We start from the raw sequence: 20,307 nt of genomic DNA, 5'->3' as shown, positions 1-20,307 counted from the left end.
TCACAGAGTTACGGCGGCCATAGCGGAGGGGAAACGCCCGGTCCCATTCCGAACCCGGAAGCTAAGCCCTCCAGCGCCGATGGTACTGCACCCGACAGGGTGTGGGAGAGTAGGACACCGCCGTGCACAACATCACAGAACACCCCGCAACCCACGGTTGCGGGGTGTTCTGTATTCCACACCCAAACACAAAACCTGCCGGCGAACGGCATCAATGAACCATCCACGCTGACAGATCGTATGAATGCACCATTCACGCGAACACCCCCGCCGGCGAACGGCATGAATGAACCATCCACCCCGTCTACCCGCTGCCACGGACCATCGATGCGCGACTTCGGTTGCGCTGCAGAGCAATCGGCGAGCAAACCTCGTTCTGCATCTCCTCCGAGCGCCTTTTGCAACAACTCGTCGACCGTGTTCCTATATCTCTGGTAATTCGACCGTCAGGTCTCGTAGCGAGTACGGGGAGCGATCGTGTTCCCCTCCACGCGCGCAAGATCTGCTGTGCCGCAACGAATTCAAGTTGCTTGCTGCGGGTTTGCCGCGTCGGTTTCAAGTCGGCCCGTCCGTCGTACACACGTTTGTCGACCGAGTTCGGCAACACTGAGGGTCGCCGGTTCCGGGAGAGCGAACTTTCAGCATCCGGCATCGGCATGAATGGACCATCCAACCTGTCCAGAGGCTCCTGCGGGCCATCGATGCCTAAATCCGCTAACTTCCGACGCCGTAAAGGCTCCATAACGTCGAACCACCACGTCACGAAGCCTCGTGATCCAAACGTGATCTGTGCCATCTCGGCCAGGTGATCCCGCACTTATTTTCGGCGGCACACGACCGTCTTCGGACCCTGTGTCTCCGGTCCGCGTGGTCCGTCCCTGAGTCTCTACGGGCCGTGCTACCGGGGCTGTGTGCGCACATCGCGACACCAGCAGTGTGGCGAAATACCGTTGCGGCACAGAGGAATTGCGATCTGCTGACAGGTTCGGGGTTCTCCATTCCGATCAACTTGGTACTGCGAGGCGTCCTGGTTCCGGCAGGCGGCGTTGCGGCGTCGGGGAGCTGGTTTCGGTCGTGACTTACATCCATGTTGTTTTCATTACGTCAACGTGGGGCTGATCACTTCTGCTTGAAACATGTCGAGATGCGCCGTTACCTGGATGTGACCTTTTTGCGACGCGTTGGTGACCACCGCGGGTTTTACCCGACAGCACCCGCATCTCAGTCACGTACGGGCCGAAGACCTCGGCCGAAGTTTTGGAGCAGGACCTTGCACGTTTCCACATTTGCACGTCGAGTCGGTTTCGCCGCCACGACGACCACCGCACTCACCTCTACATATGCACAACGAATTCGTTCGGCCGCAGCAGCGACCGGTACGCTCGCGTCGTCGCACGCACGTCGAATCGGTATTGCCGCTGCGACGACGACCGTTCTCGCCACGAGCGTCGTCGGCGTCGCGCAAGCCGGCGACACTACCGCGATCCCCAGAGTCACGACGTCGGCGATCACAGAAGAGGTTGCCAAGAGCTTTCCGGTGGGAACTGTGCGGCTCGACGAGCCTCAGGGTTCGAGTTCCGACGAGCCAGCACAGCAACCACAGGAAGCCGATCAGTCGCAAGCAGCGCACGTCGATGCCCAGACCGTAGCGACCGACGGCAATACCGCCCAGATCCAGGCCGCAGTCGTGCCGGAGGTGGCGGTCGTCCCGCCGCCGCCCCCGACGTTCATCACCGCGGCGCAGCTCGATGCGATCGCCCCACAGGCCCCGGCGGACAAGTTGGCCACCTACGTCGCCCCGCTCAATGCGGCAATGGTCAACGGCGGAATCGACAACCCCATTCGGAAAGCTGCGTTCGTCGCTCAATTGCTCGTCGAGTCCGACGGGTTCCGCACGTTCGAGGAGTATGCGTCGGGTCGCGCCTACGAAGGGCGTTCCGACCTCGGCAACACCCAGCCTGGTGACGGAGTGCGTTATAAAGGCCGCGGCGCCATCCAGGTGACCGGCCGACACAACTACGAGCTCATGAGTCAAGCGACCGGCATCGACTTCGTTGCGAACCCCGACCTGGCGGCAGCGCCGGAGTACGCCTTCACCACCGCGGTCTGGTACTGGTCTTCGCGCAACCTCAACAATGCGGCCGACATCTCGGGGATCGTGCGGGTGTCCGAGCTCGTCAACGGCGGACACAACGGACTCCCGGAGCGCCTTGCTGCCTTCGGCCGTGGTCTGGACGCATTCACGCGGTTGTGACGTCGGGCTGCGGAGACGCGTGAGTTCGAGGTCAGGACTTCGGACAGGCCAGGACGGTTTCCGCCGAACGGCCGCGGAGGGTGACGCTGTCGCCGAACTTCCACCGCGCGGCCTCGGAGGCCGATGCGTGGTCGACGGTGTTCTTGGAGGCGAGGATCGCGCCGGGGGAGTTCTTGGCGAGTTCGGAAAGCCGTGCGGCCTCGTTGACCGGATCTCCGATGACCGTGTATTCGAACCGAGATTTCGCGCCGACGTTGCCGGCCACTGCGCGACCCGACGCCACACCGACGGCCGCGCTGCACTCCGGGACCTCGTCGAGCAACCGAGTGCTGATCGTGCGGGCTGCTGCCAATGCGGATCCGCAGTGGTCCTCGAGGTCGCCGGGTGCACCGAAGATGGCCAGGGCGGCGTCGCCTTCGAACTTGTTGATGAAGCCGCCGTGCTCGTCGACCTCATCGACGACGACGTCGAAGAACCGGTTCAGCAGTTCGACGACCTCGGTCGGTGGACGTGATGCCGCGAGTTCCGTCGACCCCACGAGGTCGATGAAGAACACCGCGATCTCGCGTTCCTCGCCGCCCAGCTCGGGATTCTTGGTCAGTGCGGCCTCGGCGACTTCTTGGCCGACGTGGCGTCCGAACAGGTCGCGAATCTTCTCGCGGTCCCGGACTCCTTCGGCCATGCGATTGAAGCCACTCTGCAGTTCACCGAGCTCCGTCCCGTCGTACACAGCGAGTTGGACGTCGAGGTTGCCCCGTTCGACCTCGGCCATGCCGGATCGAACGTTGTTGATGGGTGCCGTCGTCGCGAAACCGCCCAGCAGGGTCAGCAAGAGCCCGAAGACCAGCGTGATACCGCCGAGCGACAGGATCGCGATTGCCAACTGTGTTCCGTCGGACGCGTACGGGCGGATGAAGCTGAAGATCGCGATGATCATGAGCCCGGAGACAGGTACTCCGGTTCCGAGAATCCACGACAGGATCGATCGCCCCATCACCCCGGCGATGCGGATGCGTCGGGGATCGCCGGCTTCCAGTGCACGCGCAGCTGCCGGCCGAAGAGCGAATTCGCTGAGCAGATAGCTGAAGGCACATACGACGGTTCCGCCTGCGCCGATCGTGAACGCCACTTTGGGGATGGACTGCGGGTCGATGATGCCGTCGATGGTCGTGATGAGGGCAAGACCGCACGTCCACAGCACAATCTGCATCTTGGTCAGCTGCCATGGCATGGACAGGGTCGTGACCTGCTCCTGCCGCGTGGGTGTGCGGTCCTCGATAGCCCATCGAAGTGCGCGCAATGCGCGCGTCGTGCCCCACAGAACACCGACGGCGAACGCGCACGCGACATAAACGGGGATCACGATGAAGTTGACCCACCAATAACGGTCCAGGCGAAGCACATCCGGCCCGGGAACGACGACGGACACGAGCACTCCGACGATCAGAGCACCGATGAGATTCGCGGCGAGCAGAAATATCGTCAGCAGTATCTGAACGCGCACGCGTCGACGACGCGGGGACTCGGATGTGTCGCCGAGAAGGCGTGATCCTAGAGGCGCTACGGATCGACTCAGTTGCGGCATGGTTGTCACAGACTACTGGTCGGTCTGGCTTAGGGTGGGCGAGTGCGTCTCGTAATTGCTCGTTGCCAAGTGGACTATGTCGGCCGTCTGACCGCCCATCTTCCGTCGGCCCGCCGATTGCTCCTCGTCAAGTCCGACGGGTCGGTCAGCGTTCACGCCGACGACCGCGCATACAAGCCGTTGAACTGGATGAGTCCGCCGTGCTGGCTGACCGAGACGACCGACGACGGCACCGTCAACTGGGTCGTGACGAACAAGGCGGGCGAAGAACTCCGCATCACGATCGACGACGTCGAACTGGACTCGAGCCACGAGCTCGGCGTCGACCCGGGTCTGGTGAAGGACGGCGTGGAAGCGCACCTTCAGGAATTGTTGGCCGAACATGTCGAGACGCTCGGGGAGGGGTACACGCTCGTCCGTCGTGAATACATGACGGCGATCGGCCCCGTGGATCTGTTGTGCCGCAACGCAGATGGTGGCACGGTGGCGGTGGAGATCAAGCGTCGCGGGGAGATCGACGGCGTCGAGCAGCTGACGCGCTACTTGGAACTACTCAATCGAGATCCGGTTCTGGCGCCGGTCAGTGGTGTGTTCGCGGCCCAGGTCATCAAGCCACAGGCGAAGACGCTCGCTACCGATCGAGGCATCCGATGCCTCACGTTGGACTACGAAGCCCTGCGCGGAACCGACAGCACCGAGTTCCGTCTGTTCTGATCTTCTCTCCTACACTCGACTACGTGCCCCGACGCAATCACGACCGTAAATCGAGCCGGAAGAACTTCGGTTCGCGTGATTCGCGACCCGATTCGCTGATGGGCGGCGCCCGCGTCGAGAGCGGGCCTGCAGGCTGGTCCGACGAAGAGTTCACGACCAGGACCGTGCCGGGCAATCGCGCGACGAAGACCTATCGCTGCCCGGGCTGTGATCACGAGGTTCGCCCCGGCGTCTCCCACATAGTCGCGTGGCCGACCGCGGATCTGGGTGGACCGGAGAACCGTCGACATTGGCATACGGGGTGCTGGTCCGGTCGAGCGACCCGCGGACTGACGCGGCGCTGGTCGTAGACCAACGCCGCGCCACCCCCTACGACGACGCGTCGGCCTTCTCCTTGTCGAGCACGACGGTGACGTCGGTCGACGAGTCGTCCTTGCTCGGTGCGCCGTTCGACTCGGGTGCATCGAGCAATTCGCTTTCGCGGTTGACCGAGGCAAGCATCGCGGGCACGGAGTCGAGCTGACCACGAATTCCCAAGAGCTGCGCGAGGACACGACTACGCAGCACGCGTAGTTCCTCGGCCAGCTCCTTCGAGTGGGCGATTCGACGTTCGGACTGCTCGGTCGCGGCCTGCAGGCGTCGGGCCGCTTCGGTCGTCGCCTCTTCGATGCGGTGAGCCGCGTCGGCCTTGCTCGACGACTCCAGGTCCTCGAGTGCGGCGAGGATCTTGGTGCGACGCTCGGCCATCGTGATCTCGAAGTCTTCCTGGACCTTCGACCGCTTGGCCTCGGACTCGGCCGCCAACTGGTCGCGCTCGGCCTGTGCTGCCTCGACGATGCGTGCTGCCTCGGTGCGGGCCTGTGCCATCGTCTGCTCGTGCTCGGTCTCGAGTGCGGAGCGACGATCTTCGAGCTCGACGACGAGAGCCTCGTGACGGCCGCGCAGTCGCGCGCTCTCCTGCTCGGCGACCGACACCATTTCCTCGGCCTCGGCGTGAGCCTTTGCGCGGACCTCGGATGCCTCGTCGGAAGCCAGGCGCAGCATGCGAGAGATGCGGTCGCTCATGCCCTCCGCGGTGGTCGGCGGAACCGACAAGCGGTCGATGTCCTTACGGAGCTCGTCGATTTCGTCCCGCGCGTCGTCGAGTTGCTTTGCCAGATCGCGAGCCTGGGCCGCGGCGGCGTCACGATCGGCGGTGGTCAGCCGAAGCTCGGCGTCGAACCGCTCGAAATAGTTCGTGACCTCGTCACGGTCGAATCCTTTTCGGACTACGGAAAAGGGAAGTTGCACCCCGGTGCGCTCTTGCTCGTTGGCCATGGCGGTCAATTTACCGGTGCGTAGGTAGGAGAGCCATATGACAAGTCAGTGAATCGAGTTCGCAGCCGGCTCCACGAGTTCGACGAGCACACCACCTGCGTCTTTCGGGTGGATGAAGTTGATACGAGAGTCGGCGGTGCCGCGTCGGGGAGCGTCGTACAGCAGTCGGACGCCGCGGCCGCGAAGTTCGGACGAGATCTCGTCGATGTCGGTGACCCGGTAGGCGAGCTGCTGCAGACCGGGCCCGTTGCGGTCGATGAACTTGGCGATCGTCGACGACTGGTTCAGAGGTGCCAACAACTGAAGGGCAGCGGCGTCGGACGACGCGCCGGGCAGCGACAGCATTGCCTCGCGAACACCTTGTTCCTCGTTGACTTCCTCGTGCGTCGACACCATTCCCAGGTGCTCGGTGTACCAGGCGATTGCGGCGTCGAGGTCCGGCACCGCGATGCCGACGTGATCGATGGCAGTGACGAGGTCGGACCGCAAGGAAGGTCCGGCAGGAGCAGGCGTGGTGGAGGTCATACCGACGACGTTAGCGTCAGCTGCATCTCGTCGCGCAGCGGCCCTGGCAGTGAGACCAGAGCCACTACGCCGCGTCGTAGATCTCGGGCACAATAGTCGCCATGCTGAACTTATTCGACCTGAGCACGACGGCCAAGCGTTTTCGATTCGTCGCGGTTCTCGAGGCCTTCACCTGGCTGGGACTGCTGATCGGAATGGCGTTCAAGTACATCCCCGCCGACGGCAACGAGATCGGCGTGAAGATCTTCGGACCGATCCACGGTGCGGTTTTCGTGATCTATGTCCTCATCGCGATCGTCACCGCCGTCAAGCTGAAGTGGAACGTCGTGACGACGCTGCTCGCGCTGGTTGCGAGCATCCCTCCTTTCGGCACCGTCGTGTTCGAGGTGTGGGCCGCACGGACGGGTCGCCTGGCTGAAGTGAGCACGTCGCAGCCTGCGATTTCGAAGGGTGCGGGAGTCGCATAGCCGACCTCGCCGGTAGTGACCGAACCGGGTTAGTGACAAACTGTAGGACGTGACTCGACCCGGTTCCCGCTCGTCAGCCCGTCCGCCTGCAGCCGTACCGGCCTCCATCGCCGGCGCCGTCGATCTCTCGGGACTGAAGGATCGTCCCGCACCGCCGCCCACGGCCGACAACACCGATGGTGGGAGCGGACTGGCTCCCATCGTCGACGTGACCGCCGCGACGTTCGAGGCAGAAGTTCTGCAACGTTCCATGCAGGTTCCGGTCGTCGTCGACCTGGGTTCTTCTCGCTCACCGCAGTCGGTGGCGCTGACGCGTCAGCTCGGGCAAATGGCCGTCGAAGCGAACGGCACGTGGGTGCATGCCCGCGTCGACGTCGACAGCACCCCACAGGTCGCGCAGGCGTTCGGCGTCCAGGCCATCCCGACGGTCGTCGCCGTGGCAGGTGGGCAGCCGCTCGCCGACTTCCAGGGTTCGCAGCCGGAGGAACAACTGCGCCGGTGGCTCGACGCCATTCTGCAGGCCACGGAAGGCAAGCTCAGCGGACCTCCCGGAGCGACGTCCGAGGAGGACGAACCCGAGCCCGAGGATCCCCGCTTCGTCGCAGCCGAGGAAGCGCTCGACGAGGGCGATTTCGACAAGGCGATCGCCGCGTATCAGGCGATCGTCGACGCCGAGCCGTCGAACACCGACGCGAAAGCTGCATTGCGTCAGGTGAAATTCCTGGTTCGGGTGCAGAACCTCGACGCCGATGCGGTCACCAAGGCCGACGCCGACCCGTCGGACGTGGCTGCGCAGATCGAGGCCGCGGACGTCGAGCTGTCCGAGCAGAACGCCGAGGCGGCGTTCGATCGGTTGATCGCCGGCATCAAGCGGACCGCGGGCGACGAGCGCACGCAGTTGCGGACGCGTCTGCTGGAGCTGTTCGAACTGTTCGACTCGGGCGATGCCGTCGTGGTCTCGGCGCGTCGTAAGTTGGCCGCCGCGCTGTACTGATGCTCAGCGGTAGCGGACGTTGCACGCCTCGCGTCCGCCGAGGACTCCCGAGCGAAACGCGTCGACTCGGGAGAAGCCGCTCGGCAGCGTGACGCCGTCGATGTCACTGGCGGTCAGGCCGTCGCTCAGCAGACCCGACACTGCCTCGTCGAGGTCGCCCGGGGAAAGCCACACTTCGAGATCCGTCGCCGCGTCGATGTTCTCGGCGCTGAGACCCGCGGTGATGACGCCGGACAAGCACGCGGAACGCAGTGCCGTCTGCGGGTTGTCCAGAGGTTGTCCGGCCTCTTTCTGCACCGCAAGGGTGTAGCGCGACGCGAAGAGTACGTACGCGCTGTAGTCGCCCGACACGTTGAGTGGGATGACGTCACCCCGCCGTGGCCGCTCGGCGGTTCCGACTTCGGCCAGCGCATCGACGTCGACGCCGATCGTGTTGGTCGACGCGCAGTACGACACCGGCTCGGTCGTCGTACCCTCGGGACAGCCGGTGTCGGTGCCGTCGTACTCGACCGTCGGTGGGTTCTGCAACGCGAGCAGCTTCTCGAACGACCGCACGAACGCTTGCAGCGTCTCGGTCGTGACCGGCAGTTCTCCGTCGTCGTCGGTGTTGCTGAACTTCTGCGGCAGGTCGGCGCGTCGTGCGTCGATCTCGGCCTCGTCGATCGCGGTGCACGCCGCGGCACCGTCGGTGAATCCGATCTGTACCGCGGTCACACGCTCGAATGCCGAACCGTGCACGGAATCCGGATCGTTGGGGTCGACGTCGCGCACGGCCACTGTCGCCGCAAGGACTCCATTCAGGCCGTCGGACGTATTGATCGTGAAGTGCGGAGCATCGTTCTCGGCGACGTGCCGGATGAACGCGCCGGCGAAACAGTCGGCTTGCTGCTCGGCGACGATGGTCGGAGTGTCGTCCCCGACGAGAGCCGACTGGTACTGAATGGCGTGGCCGTACTCGTGCGCGATGACCATGACGACCGACATCGGGCCGAACGCGTCGATCAACGCAGGAAGCAGAATGGTGCGATCCCACCCGATGGTGCGGTCGCGTGAGCAGTACGCCGCATTGGGCACTCCGCCGGTTCGCGTTCCACAGAACCGAAGGCCGCTGCCCTCGTCCTCACTCGCGTCCCATGAAATCAGCTGGGACACCGGAGTGAACTTCTGGCCCTGGAACAACTCGGGATAGGTGTCGGTCCAGTAGCGCTGGATGTCGTCGATGGCGTTGGTGGCGATGAGATCGGAGTCGGTGCCCTCCGAGCCTCGGACCTCGAGCGTCGAGTCGGGTACGCCGGGACGCGGACCGCTGGGGCCGTCGGTGACCGGCAGACCGGCGACGGTGAACGGATTCTCGTAGATGGAGACCGCTCGGCCGTCGACGGATTGGCTGCACCCGGTGACGAGTGCAAGAGCTACGAGGGCGGTCGCCCACAGTGTGTGTCGGGTGCGACCGCCACTCATCTAACGCTCCAGTTTGATCCAGATCGCGCCGTTGGCGGGAAGCGCGACCTGTGCAGACGACGGTCGGCCATGCCACGAGTGCGATGTAGCCGTTACCTCTCCGAGATTGCCCACACCCGAACCGCCGTACGAGGTTGCATCGGTGTTCAAGATCTCGATCCAACGACCGGGCTCGGGTAGACCGACACGATAGTTGTCGTGTGTGACACCCGAGAAGTTGAAGATACACGCGACGACGGAACCATCCGTTCCGTACCTCAGAAAGCTGAGAACGTTGTTCTCCGTGTCGTTGGCATCGATCCACGAGTAGCCGCTCGGCGACGTGTCGAGCGTCCACAGTGACGGGTGCTCGCGGTAGACGGCATTGAGGTCACTGACCAATGTCAGCACGCCGCGGTGCAGTGGACCTTCGTCGAGTTGGTGCCAGTCGAGACTGCGCTCCTCCGACCACTCCCTGGTCTGCCCGAACTCCTGGCCCATGAACAACAACTGCTTGCCGGGGTGCGCCCACATGTAGGCGAGCATGCCGCGCATGCCTGCCGCCTTGGCGTGGTCGTCGCCCGGCATACGGGTCCACAACGTGCCTTTGCCGTGGACGACCTCGTCGTGACTGATCGGCAGGACGTAGTTCTCACTCCACGCGTACACCAGTGAGAACGTGATCTCGTGGTGGTGGAAGCTTCGGTGGATCGGATCGCGTCCGAGGAATCCCAGGGTGTCGTGCATCCACCCCATGTTCCATTTCATGTTGAATCCGAGTCCGCCGACGTTGGTCGGACGCGTGACGCCGGGCCACGCCGTCGACTCCTCGGCGACGGTGACGACGCCCTGGAACTTCTTGTGGACCGTCGCGTTCATCTCCTGCAGGAACGACACGGCCTCGAGGTTCTCGCGGCCACCGTAGATGTTGGGAGTCCAGCCGCCTTCCGGGCGTGAGTAGTCCAGGTAGAGCATCGAGGCCACCGCGTCGACGCGCAGACCGTCGATGTGGAATTCGTCGAGCCAGAAGAGTGCGTTGGCGACGAGGAAGTTGCGTACCTCCCGGCGACCGAAGTCGAAAACCAGTGTGCCCCAGTCGAGTTGCTCACCGCGTCGAGGATCGCCGTGTTCGTAGAGCGGCCCGCCGTCGAACCGCGCGAGCGCCCACTCGTCCTTGGGGAAGTGCGCGGGCACCCAGTCGACGATGACGCCGATGCCCTTGTCGTGCAGATGGTCGACGAAGTAGCGGAAGTCGTCGGGACTGCCGAAGCGCGACGTCGGCGCATAGTACGACGTCACCTGATAACCCCACGACCCACCGAACGGATGCTCGGCGACAGGGAGTAGTTCGACGTGGGTGAAGCCGGTCTCGAGCACGTAGTCGGCCAGCTGCTCGGCCATCTCGCGGTAGCCGAGTCCGGCGCGCCACGACCCGAGATGCACCTCGTACACCGACATCGGGGCCTGCGTGGGTTCGATTCCGGCGCGGGTGTCCAGCCACTCGTCGTCGGACCATTCGAACGTCGAACTCGTCACGACCGAGGCGGTTGCAGGCGGAACCTCGGTGGCGAATGCCATCGGATCGGCCTTGTCACGGACGACGCCGTCCGAGCCGTGCACGCGGTACTTGTAGATCGTGCCGGGGCCGATGTCGGGAACGAACAGCTCCCACACGCCGGTCGAACCGAGCGCGCGCATCGGGAAGCTCTGTCCGGTCCAGCCGTCGAAGTCACCGATCACGGTAACGCCCGAGGCGGCAGGCGCCCACACCGCGAACGACGTGCCGCTGACGTCGCCGTCGGGCGTCGTGTAGTTCTGCTGGTGCGCGCCGAGGATGTCCCACAGGCGTTCGTGACGGCCTTCGCCGAACAGGTGCAGATCCAGCTCACCGAGGGTGGGGAGGAAGCGGTAGCCGTCCGCCGATTCCGTCACGTGACCGCCGGGCCACGTGACGACGAGCCGATAGTCCATCAAGTTCTCGAACGGCACGAGGACGCTGAAGACTCCGTGGGCGACGTGCGTCAGCGGGTGGTCGACGCCACCGATGCGCGCGACGACGGATTCGGCGTTCGGTTTGAGCGCGCGAATGGCGGTGCCGCCCGGAACCGCGTGCGCACCGAGAATCGAATGCGGATCGTAGTGCCGCCCTTGGGCGATCAGCTCGAGATCGCCTGTGTCGGGAGGTGCGATGTCTGGATTCGTCGGATTGTCGGTCATGTAGGCTCCCCACTCATTTCCGGTTGCCGCGGTATGCCAGCTCGAGTCGCGCCGGGTAGGGGATGGGCGGAAGCGTCAATATGTGCGCCACCGCCTTCCATGGCTCCAACCTGACGAAATTCGTTTGCCCCCAGTTGAACTGCTGGCCGCTGACCTCGTCGGTGACGGTCATCGTGTCGTGCCAGTCGTGTCCGAGCTGCGGCATGTCGAGCCAGATCGTTCCCTCTTCCGGGCCGAACGGATTCAGGTTGACGACGACGAGAACCGAATCGCCCGTGCCCGGATCGAACTTGGAGTAGGCGATGAGGGCGTCGTTGTCGACGGCGTGAAAGTGGATGTTGCGCAACTGTTGTAGCGCTGGATGCGCCCGTCGGATGGCGTTCAGCGAGGTGAGCCACGGCTCGAGCGATTCACCTCGGGCCAACGCTCCTTCGAAGTCACGCGGACGCAGTTGGTATTTCTCGGAGTCGAGGTACTCCTCGCTGCCGGGGCGCACCGCCTGATGCTCGAACAGTTCGTATCCGGAGTACACACCCCACGTCGGCGACAGTGTCGCAGCGAGTGCGGCCCGCAGCGCGAACATGCCGGGACCGCCGTGCTGCAGACTCTCGTGCAGGATGTCCGGGGTGTTGACGAACAGGTTGGGCCGGGCGTCGTCGGCGCGTCGTGCATGCTCCTGCGCGAACTCGGTCAGTTCCCACTTCGCGGTCCGCCACGTGAAATACGTGTAGGACTGGGTGAATCCGCGCATCGCCAAGCCGTACATACGAGCCGGTCGCGTGAACGCCTCGGCCAGGAAGAGAACGTCGGGATCGCTCTTCTTGACCTCGGCGATCAGCCACTCCCAGAAGTCCGGTGGCTTCGTGTGTGGATTGTCGACTCGAAAGACCTTGACTCCCAACGAGATCCAGTACCTGACGACGCGAAGAACCTCGTTGTAGATCCCTCGGCGGTCGTTGTCGAAGTTGACAGGGTAGATGTCCTGGTACTTCTTCGGTGGGTTCTCCGCGTAGGCGATGGTGCCGTCGGGCAGAACGGTGAACCACTCGGGATGCTTCGCAGCCCAGGGATGATCGGGAGCCGCCTGCAACGCCAAGTCCAATGCGACCTCGAGATCCAGCCCCCGTGCTGCGTCGACGAACGCGCGGAAGTCGGCTTCGGTACCCAACTCCGGGTGGATGGCGTCGTGCCCACCGTCCTTCGACCCGATGGCCCACGGTGAGCCGACATCCTCCGGGCCCGGGGTCAGAGTGTTGTTCGGACCCTTGCGGTTGACGGTGCCGATCGGGTGGATCGGCGGCAGGTAGACGATGTCGAAGCCCATTCGCGCGATGCGGGGCAACTGCTCGATCGAGGTCGCGAACGTGCCGTGACGCGGACTGCCGTCCTCGTTCCATCCGCCGGTCGAGCGGGGGAAGAACTCGTACCACGAGCCGTTGAGTGCGCGGGCACGATCGACCCAGATATTGATGGCGTTCGAGCGCGTGATCAGTTCGCGAAGGGGATACTCGTGCAGTAATTCGACGACACCGGGCGCGAACGCGGGGGCGACGCGTGCCGGCAACTGACGGTCGGTATCGCGCAACGCCGCGGACACATCCTGCAGCAGGGACCTGTCCCCGCGCGGAACACCTTTCGCGGCACGCTCGAAGATCTGAGCGCCGACCTCTAGATCGTTCGCGAGATCCGCGGCGCTCTGGCCGACGCCCAGTTTCGCTTCCACCGCGTGCCGCCATGTGGCGACGGGATCGCTCCACGCCTCGATGCGACAGATCCAGTAACCGGGTGTCGTGGGTGTGAACACCGCATCGAACGTGTCGGGCTCCCGGCCGGGCGTCATCGTGATGCGCAGGGGAGTGCGTATCCCCGGCCCGCGCACGGCAAGCGTTGCCGCCACCGCGTCGTGGCCTTCTCTCCATACGTCCGCCGACACCGGAAATGCTTCGCCTACCACCGCTTTCGCGGGGTACTTTCCGGTAGTCGTGTCCGGAAGGACATTGTCGATACCGAGTCGACCTGTCACTTCACGCTCCGTTCTTGGCTAGGGGCTGAGCCACACTCGGTGCGGCCGTTCGAGTAACTGTTGGTCGGCGTGTTCTCAGAGACAACCGTAGTGCAGTGACCTCGCCTTCGCTCTCGTCGCACGGACAGGCCGACCGTGCAAAGAGGCGTCGACAAGTCGGTGCACGGTCGCCTCGGGGTGGGTAGGGTTCGACCCGTGAAAGCTTTGCGTCGGTTCACTGTCCGAGCCCACCTGCCCGAGCGCCTGAATGCCCTGGCCGAGTTGTCGACAAACCTTCGCTGGTCATGGCACCCGCCGACGCAGCGGCTGTTCGAGGACATCGACCCGAAGCTGTGGTCCGAGCTGGATCGCGATCCCGTCGGGCTGCTGGGTGCCGTCGGACCGTCGAGGCTGGAGGAACTGGCGTCGGACGCGGAGTTCGTCGAGCGACTCGGTGCATTGGACGCCGACTTGCGTGACTACCTCTCGCGTCCGCTCTGGTATCAGAAACTGCAGCAGTCCGACGCGTCGATGCCGTCGAGTATCGGCTACTTCTCCATGGAGTTCGGCGTCAGCGAAGTGCTGCCCAATTATTCGGGTGGACTCGGCATCCTTGCGGGTGATCATCTCAAGGCTGCGTCGGATCTCGGCCTTCCGCTCATCGGTGTCGGTCTGCTGTATCGCTCGGGATATTTCCGTCAATCCCTGACGGCGGACGGTTGGCAGGCCGAGCGGTATCCGTCGCTCGATCCGCAGGGGCTGCCCTTGCGATTGCTGACCGATGCGTCGGATGCGCCGGTTCTGATCCACGTATCGATGCCGGGTGGACGCGTGCTCCGGGCGCGAGTCTGGATCGCCCAGGTCGGCCGAGTCCCGCTGCTGCTGCTCGACTCCGACATCGCCGACAACGACCCGGAGTTGCGAGGAGTGACCGACCGTCTGTACGGCGGCGACCAGGACCACCGCATCAAGCAGGAGATTCTCGCCGGGATCGGCGGCGTGCGCGCTATCCGCGCCTACACGAACGCACACGGGCTGCCCGATCCCGAGGTGTTCCACATGAACGAGGGACACGCAGGCTTCCTCGGTGCCGAACGCATCCGCGAACTCGTCACCGGTGGAGGGCTCGATTTCGACGCGGCGCTGGCGTCGGTGCGGGCAGGGACCGTGTTCACGACGCATACTCCCGTCCCGGCCGGCATCGACCGGTTCCCGGCCGACCTCGTGCGTCACTATTTCGGCAGCGACGACGGCAGCGCGGAGTCGGCTCTGCTGCCCGGGCTGCCGATGGATCGCATTCTCGCGCTGGGCGCCGAGGCGGACCGTTCGGTCTTCAACATGGCGCACATGGGGCTGCGGCTCGGCCAGCGCGCCAACGGTGTGTCGAAGCTGCACGGCATCGTCAGCCGCGAGATGTTCAACGATCTGTGGCGCGGATTCGACGCTGTCGAGGTGCCGATCGGTTCGGTCACCAACGGTGTCCATGCGCCGACGTGGGCCGCGCGGGAATGGCTCGAACTCGCGCAGGAGACGGTCGGGGAGCAAGCCCTGCAGGAGGCGCGCGGCTGGGAACAGCTCGAGAACGTGTCGTCGGCAACGCTGTGGAACACGCGGAATGCGTTGCGCGCTCAGCTCGTCGACGAGGTGCGTCGACGCGTCCGCCGTTCGGCGCTCGAACGAGGATCGACCGAGGCCGAAATAGGCTGGACCGCAGGTGTTTTCGATCCCGATGTGTTGACGGTCGGCTTCGCCCGACGGGTGCCGACCTACAAGCGGCTGACGCTCATGCTGCGCGAGCCCGAGCGGCTGCGCCGGTTGCTTCTCGACCCCGACCGCCCGGTTCAGCTCGTCGTGGCCGGCAAGTCGCACCCGGCCGACGACGGCGGCAAGGCTCTCATCCAACAGATCGTCCGCTTCGCCGACCAGCACGACGTTCGTCATCGCATCGTGTTCCTGCCGGACTACGACATGTCGATGGCCAAGTTCCTGTACTGGGGATGCGACGTCTGGCTCAACAACCCGCTGCGTCCGCTCGAGGCGTGCGGCACGTCGGGGATGAAGTCCGCGCTCAACGGTGGGCTGAACCTGTCCATCCGCGACGGGTGGTGGGACGAGATGTACGACGGCGAGAACGGTTGGGCCATACCGACTGCCGACGGCGTCACCGACGAGAACCGTCGCGACGACCTCGAAGCCGCCGCGCTGTACGAACTGCTCGAGCAGTCGGTGTTGCCGAAGTTCTACGACCGTACCGACGGCATCCCGACGCGGTGGATCGAGATGGTGCGTCACACGCTGGAACATCTCGGACCGCAGGTGTTGGCCTCGCGTATGGTGCGCGACTACACGCTCGGGTACTACGGACCTGCCGCGCGTGCGGCGCGCACCGTCGACGCCGACGGGCACGTGGGTGCGAAAGACGTTGCGGCATACCGTCGTCGCCTGGAAGCGGAATGGGATGCGGTCGACGTCGTTCAGGTGGACAGCGAGGGGCTGCCGGACACGCCGGTGATCGGTGCGAAACTCACTCTGCGAGCGTACGTCCGGCTCGGCGCGCTCGAGCCGTCGGACGTCGTGGTGCAGGCCGCGATCGGCTGCGTCGACGCCGAGGACGAACTCACCGACGTACGGTACGTGGAGATGGTGCACACCGGTACCGATGCGCTCGGCGAGGCCTTCACGGTCGACACCGAGCTGCCACTGAGTGGTGCCGTCGGCTACACCGTCCGGGTTCTGCCGCACCATGAGCTACTGGCGAGCGACTCCGAACTCGGCCTCGTGAATTCGGCTCGGCCCTGACGGGCCGTTCCTGATGGGTCGTTCCTGCAGGCTCCACTCCCGGCCCTGACGGGCCTTTCCTGATGGGTCGTTCCTGCAGGCTCCACTCCCGGCATCAACGGCTTTGGGCCAGCCGGGTCAGAGCCCTGCGCACCACCTCGGGGTCCGACGTCTCCCAGAACGGTGGGAGCGAGGCCCTGAGGTAACCGCCGTAGCGGGCGGTGACGAGGCGTGAATCGAGCATCGCGACGACGCCTCGGTCGTCGACGCTGCGCAGCAGTCGACCCACACCCTGGGCGAGCAGCAATGCGGCATGATTCGCGGCGACCGCGAGAAAGCCGTTGCCGCCACGGGATTGGACGGCTTGCTGCCGCGCCACGAGCAGGGGGTCGTCGGGCCGCGGGAACGGAATGCGGTCGAGGATGACCAGGCTCAGTGACGGACCGGGCACGTCGACGCCCTGCCAGAGCGACAGCGTGCCGAACAGCGACGTGGCTTCGTCGTCCGCGAACTTCTTCACGAGCGCGCCCGTCGAGTCGTCGCCCTGACACAGCACCGGGGTGTCGAGGCGTTCGCGCATCTCCTCGGCTGCTGCTTTCGCCGCGCGCATCGACGAGAACAGCCCGAGCGTCCGGCCACCGGCTGCGGTGACGAGTTGTTCGATCTCGTCGAGGTACTGCGGTGACAGGCCGTCACGCCCGGGTGGCGAAAGATGTTGCGCCACATATAGAATTCCGGCTTTCGCGTGGTCGAACGGAGAGCCGACGTCGAGTGAGTTCCAATGGATCGACCCCGTGTCCGACGGCGCCTCGGTGCCCGTCGCCGTCGCCGTGTCGCTGCGTCCGGAGTTCTCGGCGGGTAGCCCCCAGTTGACGGCCAGGCCGTCGAAGGAACCGCCGACGGTGAGCGTCGCCGACGTCAGGACGACGGTGGATTCCGCGAACAGGCGGCTGCGCAACAACCCGCCCACGGACAGCGGCGCCATGCGCACGGTCCGTTTGACCGACCCGCGAAAGTCGTCGACCGCGTGCCAGACGACGTCCTTGCGCTTGGCCGGATCCGGCTCGTCGAATGCGGTGAGTACGCGCACGGCGCTGTCGTGCACCTCGTCGACGGCCACCAGTGCCGCGTTGCGAGCCGCGGCTGCCTCGGGATCCATCGTGGCCTGTCCACCGCGGCTCGGGCCGATCGCCGTCCGCACTGCCCACGCCGAGTCGCGAATCGATGCGAGCGCTGCGTCGACGCCCTCCGGCAGCGCCGCCCACCGTCCGGGTGGCATGTCCTCGAGTACGGCAGCCCAGTTCTCGGCAGCCCCCTCGAGCGCGTCGACGATCTCTTCCTCGATCAGCTTGTTGCTGCGGCGGGCCGCGGCGGTGATGGTAGAGGCGGACAGTTCGGACGTGGCGACTCCGGTGACACGGTCGACGAGTTCGTGTGCCTCGTCGATGACCACGACGTCGTGCTCGGGGAGTATCTGGATGCCGGTGATGGCGTCGATGGCCAGAAGCGCGTGATTCGTGACGACCACATCGACCTGCGACGCCTCGGCGCGGGCGCGTTCGGCGAAGCAGTCCTCGCCGACCGGACACCGGGATTTGCCGAGGCATTCGCGTGCGCTGACGCTGACCTGCCGCCACGCTTGGTCGCTGACGCCCGGAGTCAGATCGTCACGGTCCCCGGTGTCGGTGTTCGACGACCACTCGGTCAACCGGACGACTTCACGGCCGAGCCGCGACACGGCGAACGCGTCGAACAGTTCGGCTTCCGGTGCTTCCTCGGACGCGCCGGTGTGAATCTTGTTCATGCACAGATAGTTGTTGCGGCCCTTGAGGATCGCGAACCTCGGCCGGCGTCCGACGGCGTCCTTCAACGCGTCGGCGAGCCGGGGGAGGTCGCGGTCGACGAGCTGACGCTGCAGCGCGATCGTCGCCGTCGAGACCACGACGGTGCGTCCCGACTCGACCGCGTGTCGAATGCTCGGCACCAGATACGCGAGCGACTTGCCCGTGCCCGTGCCTGCCTGCACCGCGAGATGTTGCCCGGTGTCGATGGAATGCGCGACGGCCGACGCCATCGTCAGCTGGTTGGTCCGCTCCTTGCCTCCCAGCGCGTGCACCGCGGTCTTCAGCAATGCGGGCACGGTGGGGAGTTCGGTCGAAGACGGCACCGGAGCAGACTACTGCCCCACGAGTGCGGCTGCGCCGCCCGTGCGTGCATAGTTGGACCCTGGCCCAACTATGCACGCACGGGCGCGAAGCGCATCAGACGAACCGCGTCGGCAGCGCCGGTTCTCCCTGCGACAGCTTCAAGCCCTCCCACGGCAGGCTGACGAGACGTCCGGCCAGCAGTTCGCGAGACTCCTTCAGCGTGGGCCGGTCCGCGACGAGTTCACCGCCGCGCACCATCGGCACGCTCAGTTCGACGGCCGTCAATCCGGCGTCGACGGTCGGCGCGCTGCCGAGTGGATGCACGATCTCTTCGACGGCGGTGCCCGTGTCGCGGGTCGTGCGCGTGGCGGCCTTTCTACCCCCGCGTGATTCCTTGTGGCTGCTGCGCTTGGCGACGGGACGGTCGTCGACCGCGACGAGCTTGTAGACCATGCCCGCGGTGGGCGCGCCAGAACCCGTCACGAGGGAGGTTCCGACGCCGTAGCTGTCGACGGGTTCGGCGCGCAGGGCTGCGATGGCGTACTCGTCGAGGTCGCCGGAGACGACGATCTTCGTACGGGTCGCCCCGAGATCGTCGAGTTGCTGGCGCACCTGACGGGCGAGGACGCCGAGATCACCGGAGTCGATGCGGACGCCGCCGAGTTCGGGTCCTGCGACGGCGATGGCGTTGGCGACGCCCTGCGTGATGTCGTAGGTGTCGACCAACAGCGTCGTGCCGACCCCGAGGGTGCGGACCTGGGCTGCGAACGCGGCCTTCTCGTCGGGTCCGTCGGGGCCGGTGTGCAGCAACGTGAACGCGTGCGCCGACGTACCTGCCCCCGGAACGCCGTGTCGACGAACGGCTTCGAGGTTCGACGTCGCGGAGAAGCCGGCAAGATACGCCGCCCGCGACGACGCGACGGCCGCCTCCTCGTGGGTGCGCCGCGATCCCATCTCGATGAGCGGTCGGTCTCCGGCGGAGGTGACCATGCGCGCGGCCGCTGAGGCGATGGCGCTGTCGTGATTGAGGATCGACAGTGCGAGCGTTTCGAGTACGACGCACTCGGCGAAGGTTCCGCGCACGGACAGCACGGGTGAGCCGGGGAAGTAGAGATCGCCTTCGCGGTAGCCGTCGATGTCGCCGGTGAAGCGGTAGGACGACAGCCAGTCCAGTGTCGTGCGATCGAGGAACGACGACACGGTGTCGAGTTCCTCCTCGCCGAATCGGAAGCGACTCAGCGCACTCAGAAACCGGCCCGTTCCGGCAACGACGCCGTAGCGGCGGCCACCGGGCAGGCGCCTCGCGAAGACTTCGAAGCTGCACGGCGTATTCGCCGAACCGTCGGCGAGGGCCGCCGACAGCATCGTCAGCTCGTACTGGTCGGTGAACAGCGCGGTACTACGCACCGTGCCCGTATTGTCGGATTCGTCCGTCGAGGGTTGAGACACAGGGACAACAGTACGAGGCGCGGGGGTGAGGGTGTGTACTTCGTGCATCGCGTCGTACGCTGTTCCCATGGCTTCATCGACGGCACGAGTGACCGTGGGCAGGGTGGGCGCATCGCCGACGCTGGCCGCTTCACCCCAGGCGGTACCCGCCGAGACCGAGGCCGTGGCGAGGGACGAGGCGCAGGATGTGCCCTGGGTGACCATCGTCTGGGACGACCCGGTGAACCTGATGCACTACGTCACCTTCATCTTCCAGAAGCTGTTCGGCTACAGCAAAGCCAAGGCCACCGAGCTCATGATGCAGGTGCACTCCGAGGGCAAGGCAGTCGTGTCGAGCGGTGAACGCGACAAGATGGAGAACGACGTGCGCAGGCTCCACGCGGCAGGTCTCTGGGCGACGATGCAGCAGGACAAGTAG

General features: G+C 65.3%; 15 protein-coding genes and 1 rRNA gene. 8 read left to right on the top strand and 8 right to left on the bottom strand.

Annotation, left to right across the window (positions count from 1 at the left end):
* Nucleotides 1-9 precede the first annotated feature (9 nt).
* Both rrf and HQ354_RS15225 read left to right on the top strand, forming a co-directional pair.
* Nucleotides 10-126, top strand: a 5S ribosomal RNA gene (rrf, locus tag HQ354_RS15230).
* A gap of 1,144 nt (nt 127-1,270) precedes the next feature.
* On the top strand, nt 1,271-2,254 hold the full coding sequence (locus tag HQ354_RS15225) for a glycoside hydrolase family 19 protein (protein WP_261768808.1): 984 nt from the start codon (nt 1,271-1,273) through the stop codon (nt 2,252-2,254).
* Between the two features lie 31 nt (nt 2,255-2,285).
* Here HQ354_RS15225 and HQ354_RS15220 read toward each other — a convergent pair whose 3' ends face one another.
* Entirely contained in the window at nt 2,286-3,839 is a 1,554-nt protein-coding gene (locus HQ354_RS15220) for an adenylate/guanylate cyclase domain-containing protein (protein WP_068420987.1), read from the bottom strand.
* Nucleotides 3,840-3,881: 42 nt separating this feature from the next.
* Between HQ354_RS15220 and nucS the strand changes: the two genes are divergently transcribed.
* Together nucS and HQ354_RS15210 are read left to right on the top strand one after the other, a co-directional pair.
* Entirely contained in the window at nt 3,882-4,553 is a 672-nt protein-coding gene (gene nucS, locus HQ354_RS15215) for an endonuclease NucS (RefSeq protein WP_068420989.1), read from the top strand.
* Between the two features lie 23 nt (nt 4,554-4,576).
* Nucleotides 4,577-4,903, top strand: coding sequence for an ATP/GTP-binding protein (locus tag HQ354_RS15210; protein ID WP_068420991.1), 327 nt, complete (start codon nt 4,577-4,579; stop codon nt 4,901-4,903).
* Between the two features lie 19 nt (nt 4,904-4,922).
* Here the strand turns inward: HQ354_RS15210 and HQ354_RS15205 are convergent, their stop codons facing one another.
* Together HQ354_RS15205 and mce are read right to left on the bottom strand one after the other, a co-directional pair.
* Nucleotides 4,923-5,870, bottom strand: a complete 948-nt coding sequence (locus HQ354_RS15205) for a hypothetical protein (RefSeq protein ID WP_068420993.1) — start codon at nt 5,868-5,870, stop codon at nt 4,923-4,925.
* A 45-nt stretch (nt 5,871-5,915) separates the two neighbouring features.
* The gene (gene mce / locus HQ354_RS15200) at nt 5,916-6,395 is read right to left on the bottom strand and encodes a methylmalonyl-CoA epimerase (protein ID WP_068420995.1); all 480 of its coding nucleotides are present in this window, start codon (nt 6,393-6,395) and stop codon (nt 5,916-5,918) included.
* 92 nt (nt 6,396-6,487) lie between these two features.
* Between mce and HQ354_RS15195 the strand changes: the two genes are divergently transcribed.
* Entirely contained in the window at nt 6,488-6,862 is a 375-nt protein-coding gene (locus tag HQ354_RS15195) for a DUF3817 domain-containing protein (RefSeq protein ID WP_222635101.1), read from the top strand.
* 49 nt (nt 6,863-6,911) lie between these two features.
* Entirely contained in the window at nt 6,912-7,856 is a 945-nt protein-coding gene (locus HQ354_RS15190; RefSeq protein WP_308115198.1) for a tetratricopeptide repeat protein, read from the top strand.
* 3 nt (nt 7,857-7,859) lie between these two features.
* Here HQ354_RS15190 and HQ354_RS15185 read toward each other — a convergent pair whose 3' ends face one another.
* Genes HQ354_RS15185 through HQ354_RS15175 form a run of 3 tightly spaced genes read right to left on the bottom strand, consistent with a single transcriptional unit; the run spans nt 7,860 to nt 13,536 of the window.
* Nucleotides 7,860-9,317: a metallopeptidase gene (locus HQ354_RS15185; protein WP_222635010.1), complete on the bottom strand. Its 1,458-nt coding sequence runs from the start codon at nt 9,315-9,317 to the stop codon at nt 7,860-7,862.
* Nucleotides 9,318-11,513, bottom strand: a complete 2,196-nt coding sequence (gene glgB, locus HQ354_RS15180; protein WP_222635011.1) for a 1,4-alpha-glucan branching protein GlgB — start codon at nt 11,511-11,513, stop codon at nt 9,318-9,320.
* 13 nt (nt 11,514-11,526) lie between these two features.
* Nucleotides 11,527-13,536 carry a maltotransferase domain-containing protein gene (locus HQ354_RS15175; RefSeq protein ID WP_068421001.1) on the bottom strand — a complete coding sequence of 670 codons (2,010 nt, stop codon included), beginning with the start codon at nt 13,534-13,536 and terminating at the stop codon, nt 11,527-11,529.
* Between the two features lie 195 nt (nt 13,537-13,731).
* On the opposite strand from HQ354_RS15175, the gene glgP reads away from it, so the two are divergent.
* Entirely contained in the window at nt 13,732-16,314 is a 2,583-nt protein-coding gene (gene glgP, locus HQ354_RS15170; protein WP_222635012.1) for an alpha-glucan family phosphorylase, read from the top strand.
* A gap of 94 nt (nt 16,315-16,408) precedes the next feature.
* Here glgP and HQ354_RS15165 read toward each other — a convergent pair whose 3' ends face one another.
* Both HQ354_RS15165 and HQ354_RS15160 read right to left on the bottom strand, forming a co-directional pair.
* Nucleotides 16,409-18,460, bottom strand: coding sequence for an ATP-dependent DNA helicase (locus HQ354_RS15165; RefSeq protein ID WP_167678130.1), 2,052 nt, complete (start codon nt 18,458-18,460; stop codon nt 16,409-16,411).
* A 94-nt stretch (nt 18,461-18,554) separates the two neighbouring features.
* Nucleotides 18,555-19,991, bottom strand: a complete 1,437-nt coding sequence (locus HQ354_RS15160) for a nicotinate phosphoribosyltransferase (protein ID WP_261768822.1) — start codon at nt 19,989-19,991, stop codon at nt 18,555-18,557.
* On the opposite strand from HQ354_RS15160, the gene clpS reads away from it, so the two are divergent.
* The gene (gene clpS, locus HQ354_RS15155; protein WP_174551339.1) at nt 19,957-20,307 is read left to right on the top strand and encodes an ATP-dependent Clp protease adapter ClpS; all 351 of its coding nucleotides are present in this window, start codon (nt 19,957-19,959) and stop codon (nt 20,305-20,307) included. The genes HQ354_RS15160 and clpS overlap by 35 nt on opposite strands.

The organism is Rhodococcus sp. BP-261, from assembly GCF_019835205.1.
GTDB lineage: Bacteria > Actinomycetota > Actinomycetes > Mycobacteriales > Mycobacteriaceae > Rhodococcoides > Rhodococcoides kyotonensis_B.
Note: the sequence above shows the minus strand (reverse complement) of the source record. Positions and strands in the feature narration are given on the sequence as shown.

Coding starts and splice junctions, on each gene's coding strand:
- HQ354_RS15205 (WP_068420993.1), bottom strand. CDS start 5,870: ATGGCCAACGAGCAAGAGCGCACCGGGGTGCAACTTCCCTTTTCCGTA.
- clpS (WP_174551339.1), top strand. CDS start 19,957: ATGGCTTCATCGACGGCACGAGTGACCGTGGGCAGGGTGGGCGCATCG.
- HQ354_RS15185 (WP_222635010.1), bottom strand. CDS start 9,317: ATGAGTGGCGGTCGCACCCGACACACACTGTGGGCGACCGCCCTCGTA.
- glgB (WP_222635011.1), bottom strand. CDS start 11,513: ATGACCGACAATCCGACGAATCCAGACATCGCACCTCCCGACACAGGC.
- mce (WP_068420995.1), bottom strand. CDS start 6,395: ATGACCTCCACCACGCCTGCTCCTGCCGGACCTTCCTTGCGGTCCGAC.
- HQ354_RS15220 (WP_068420987.1), bottom strand. CDS start 3,839: ATGCCGCAACTGAGTCGATCCGTAGCGCCTCTAGGATCACGCCTTCTC.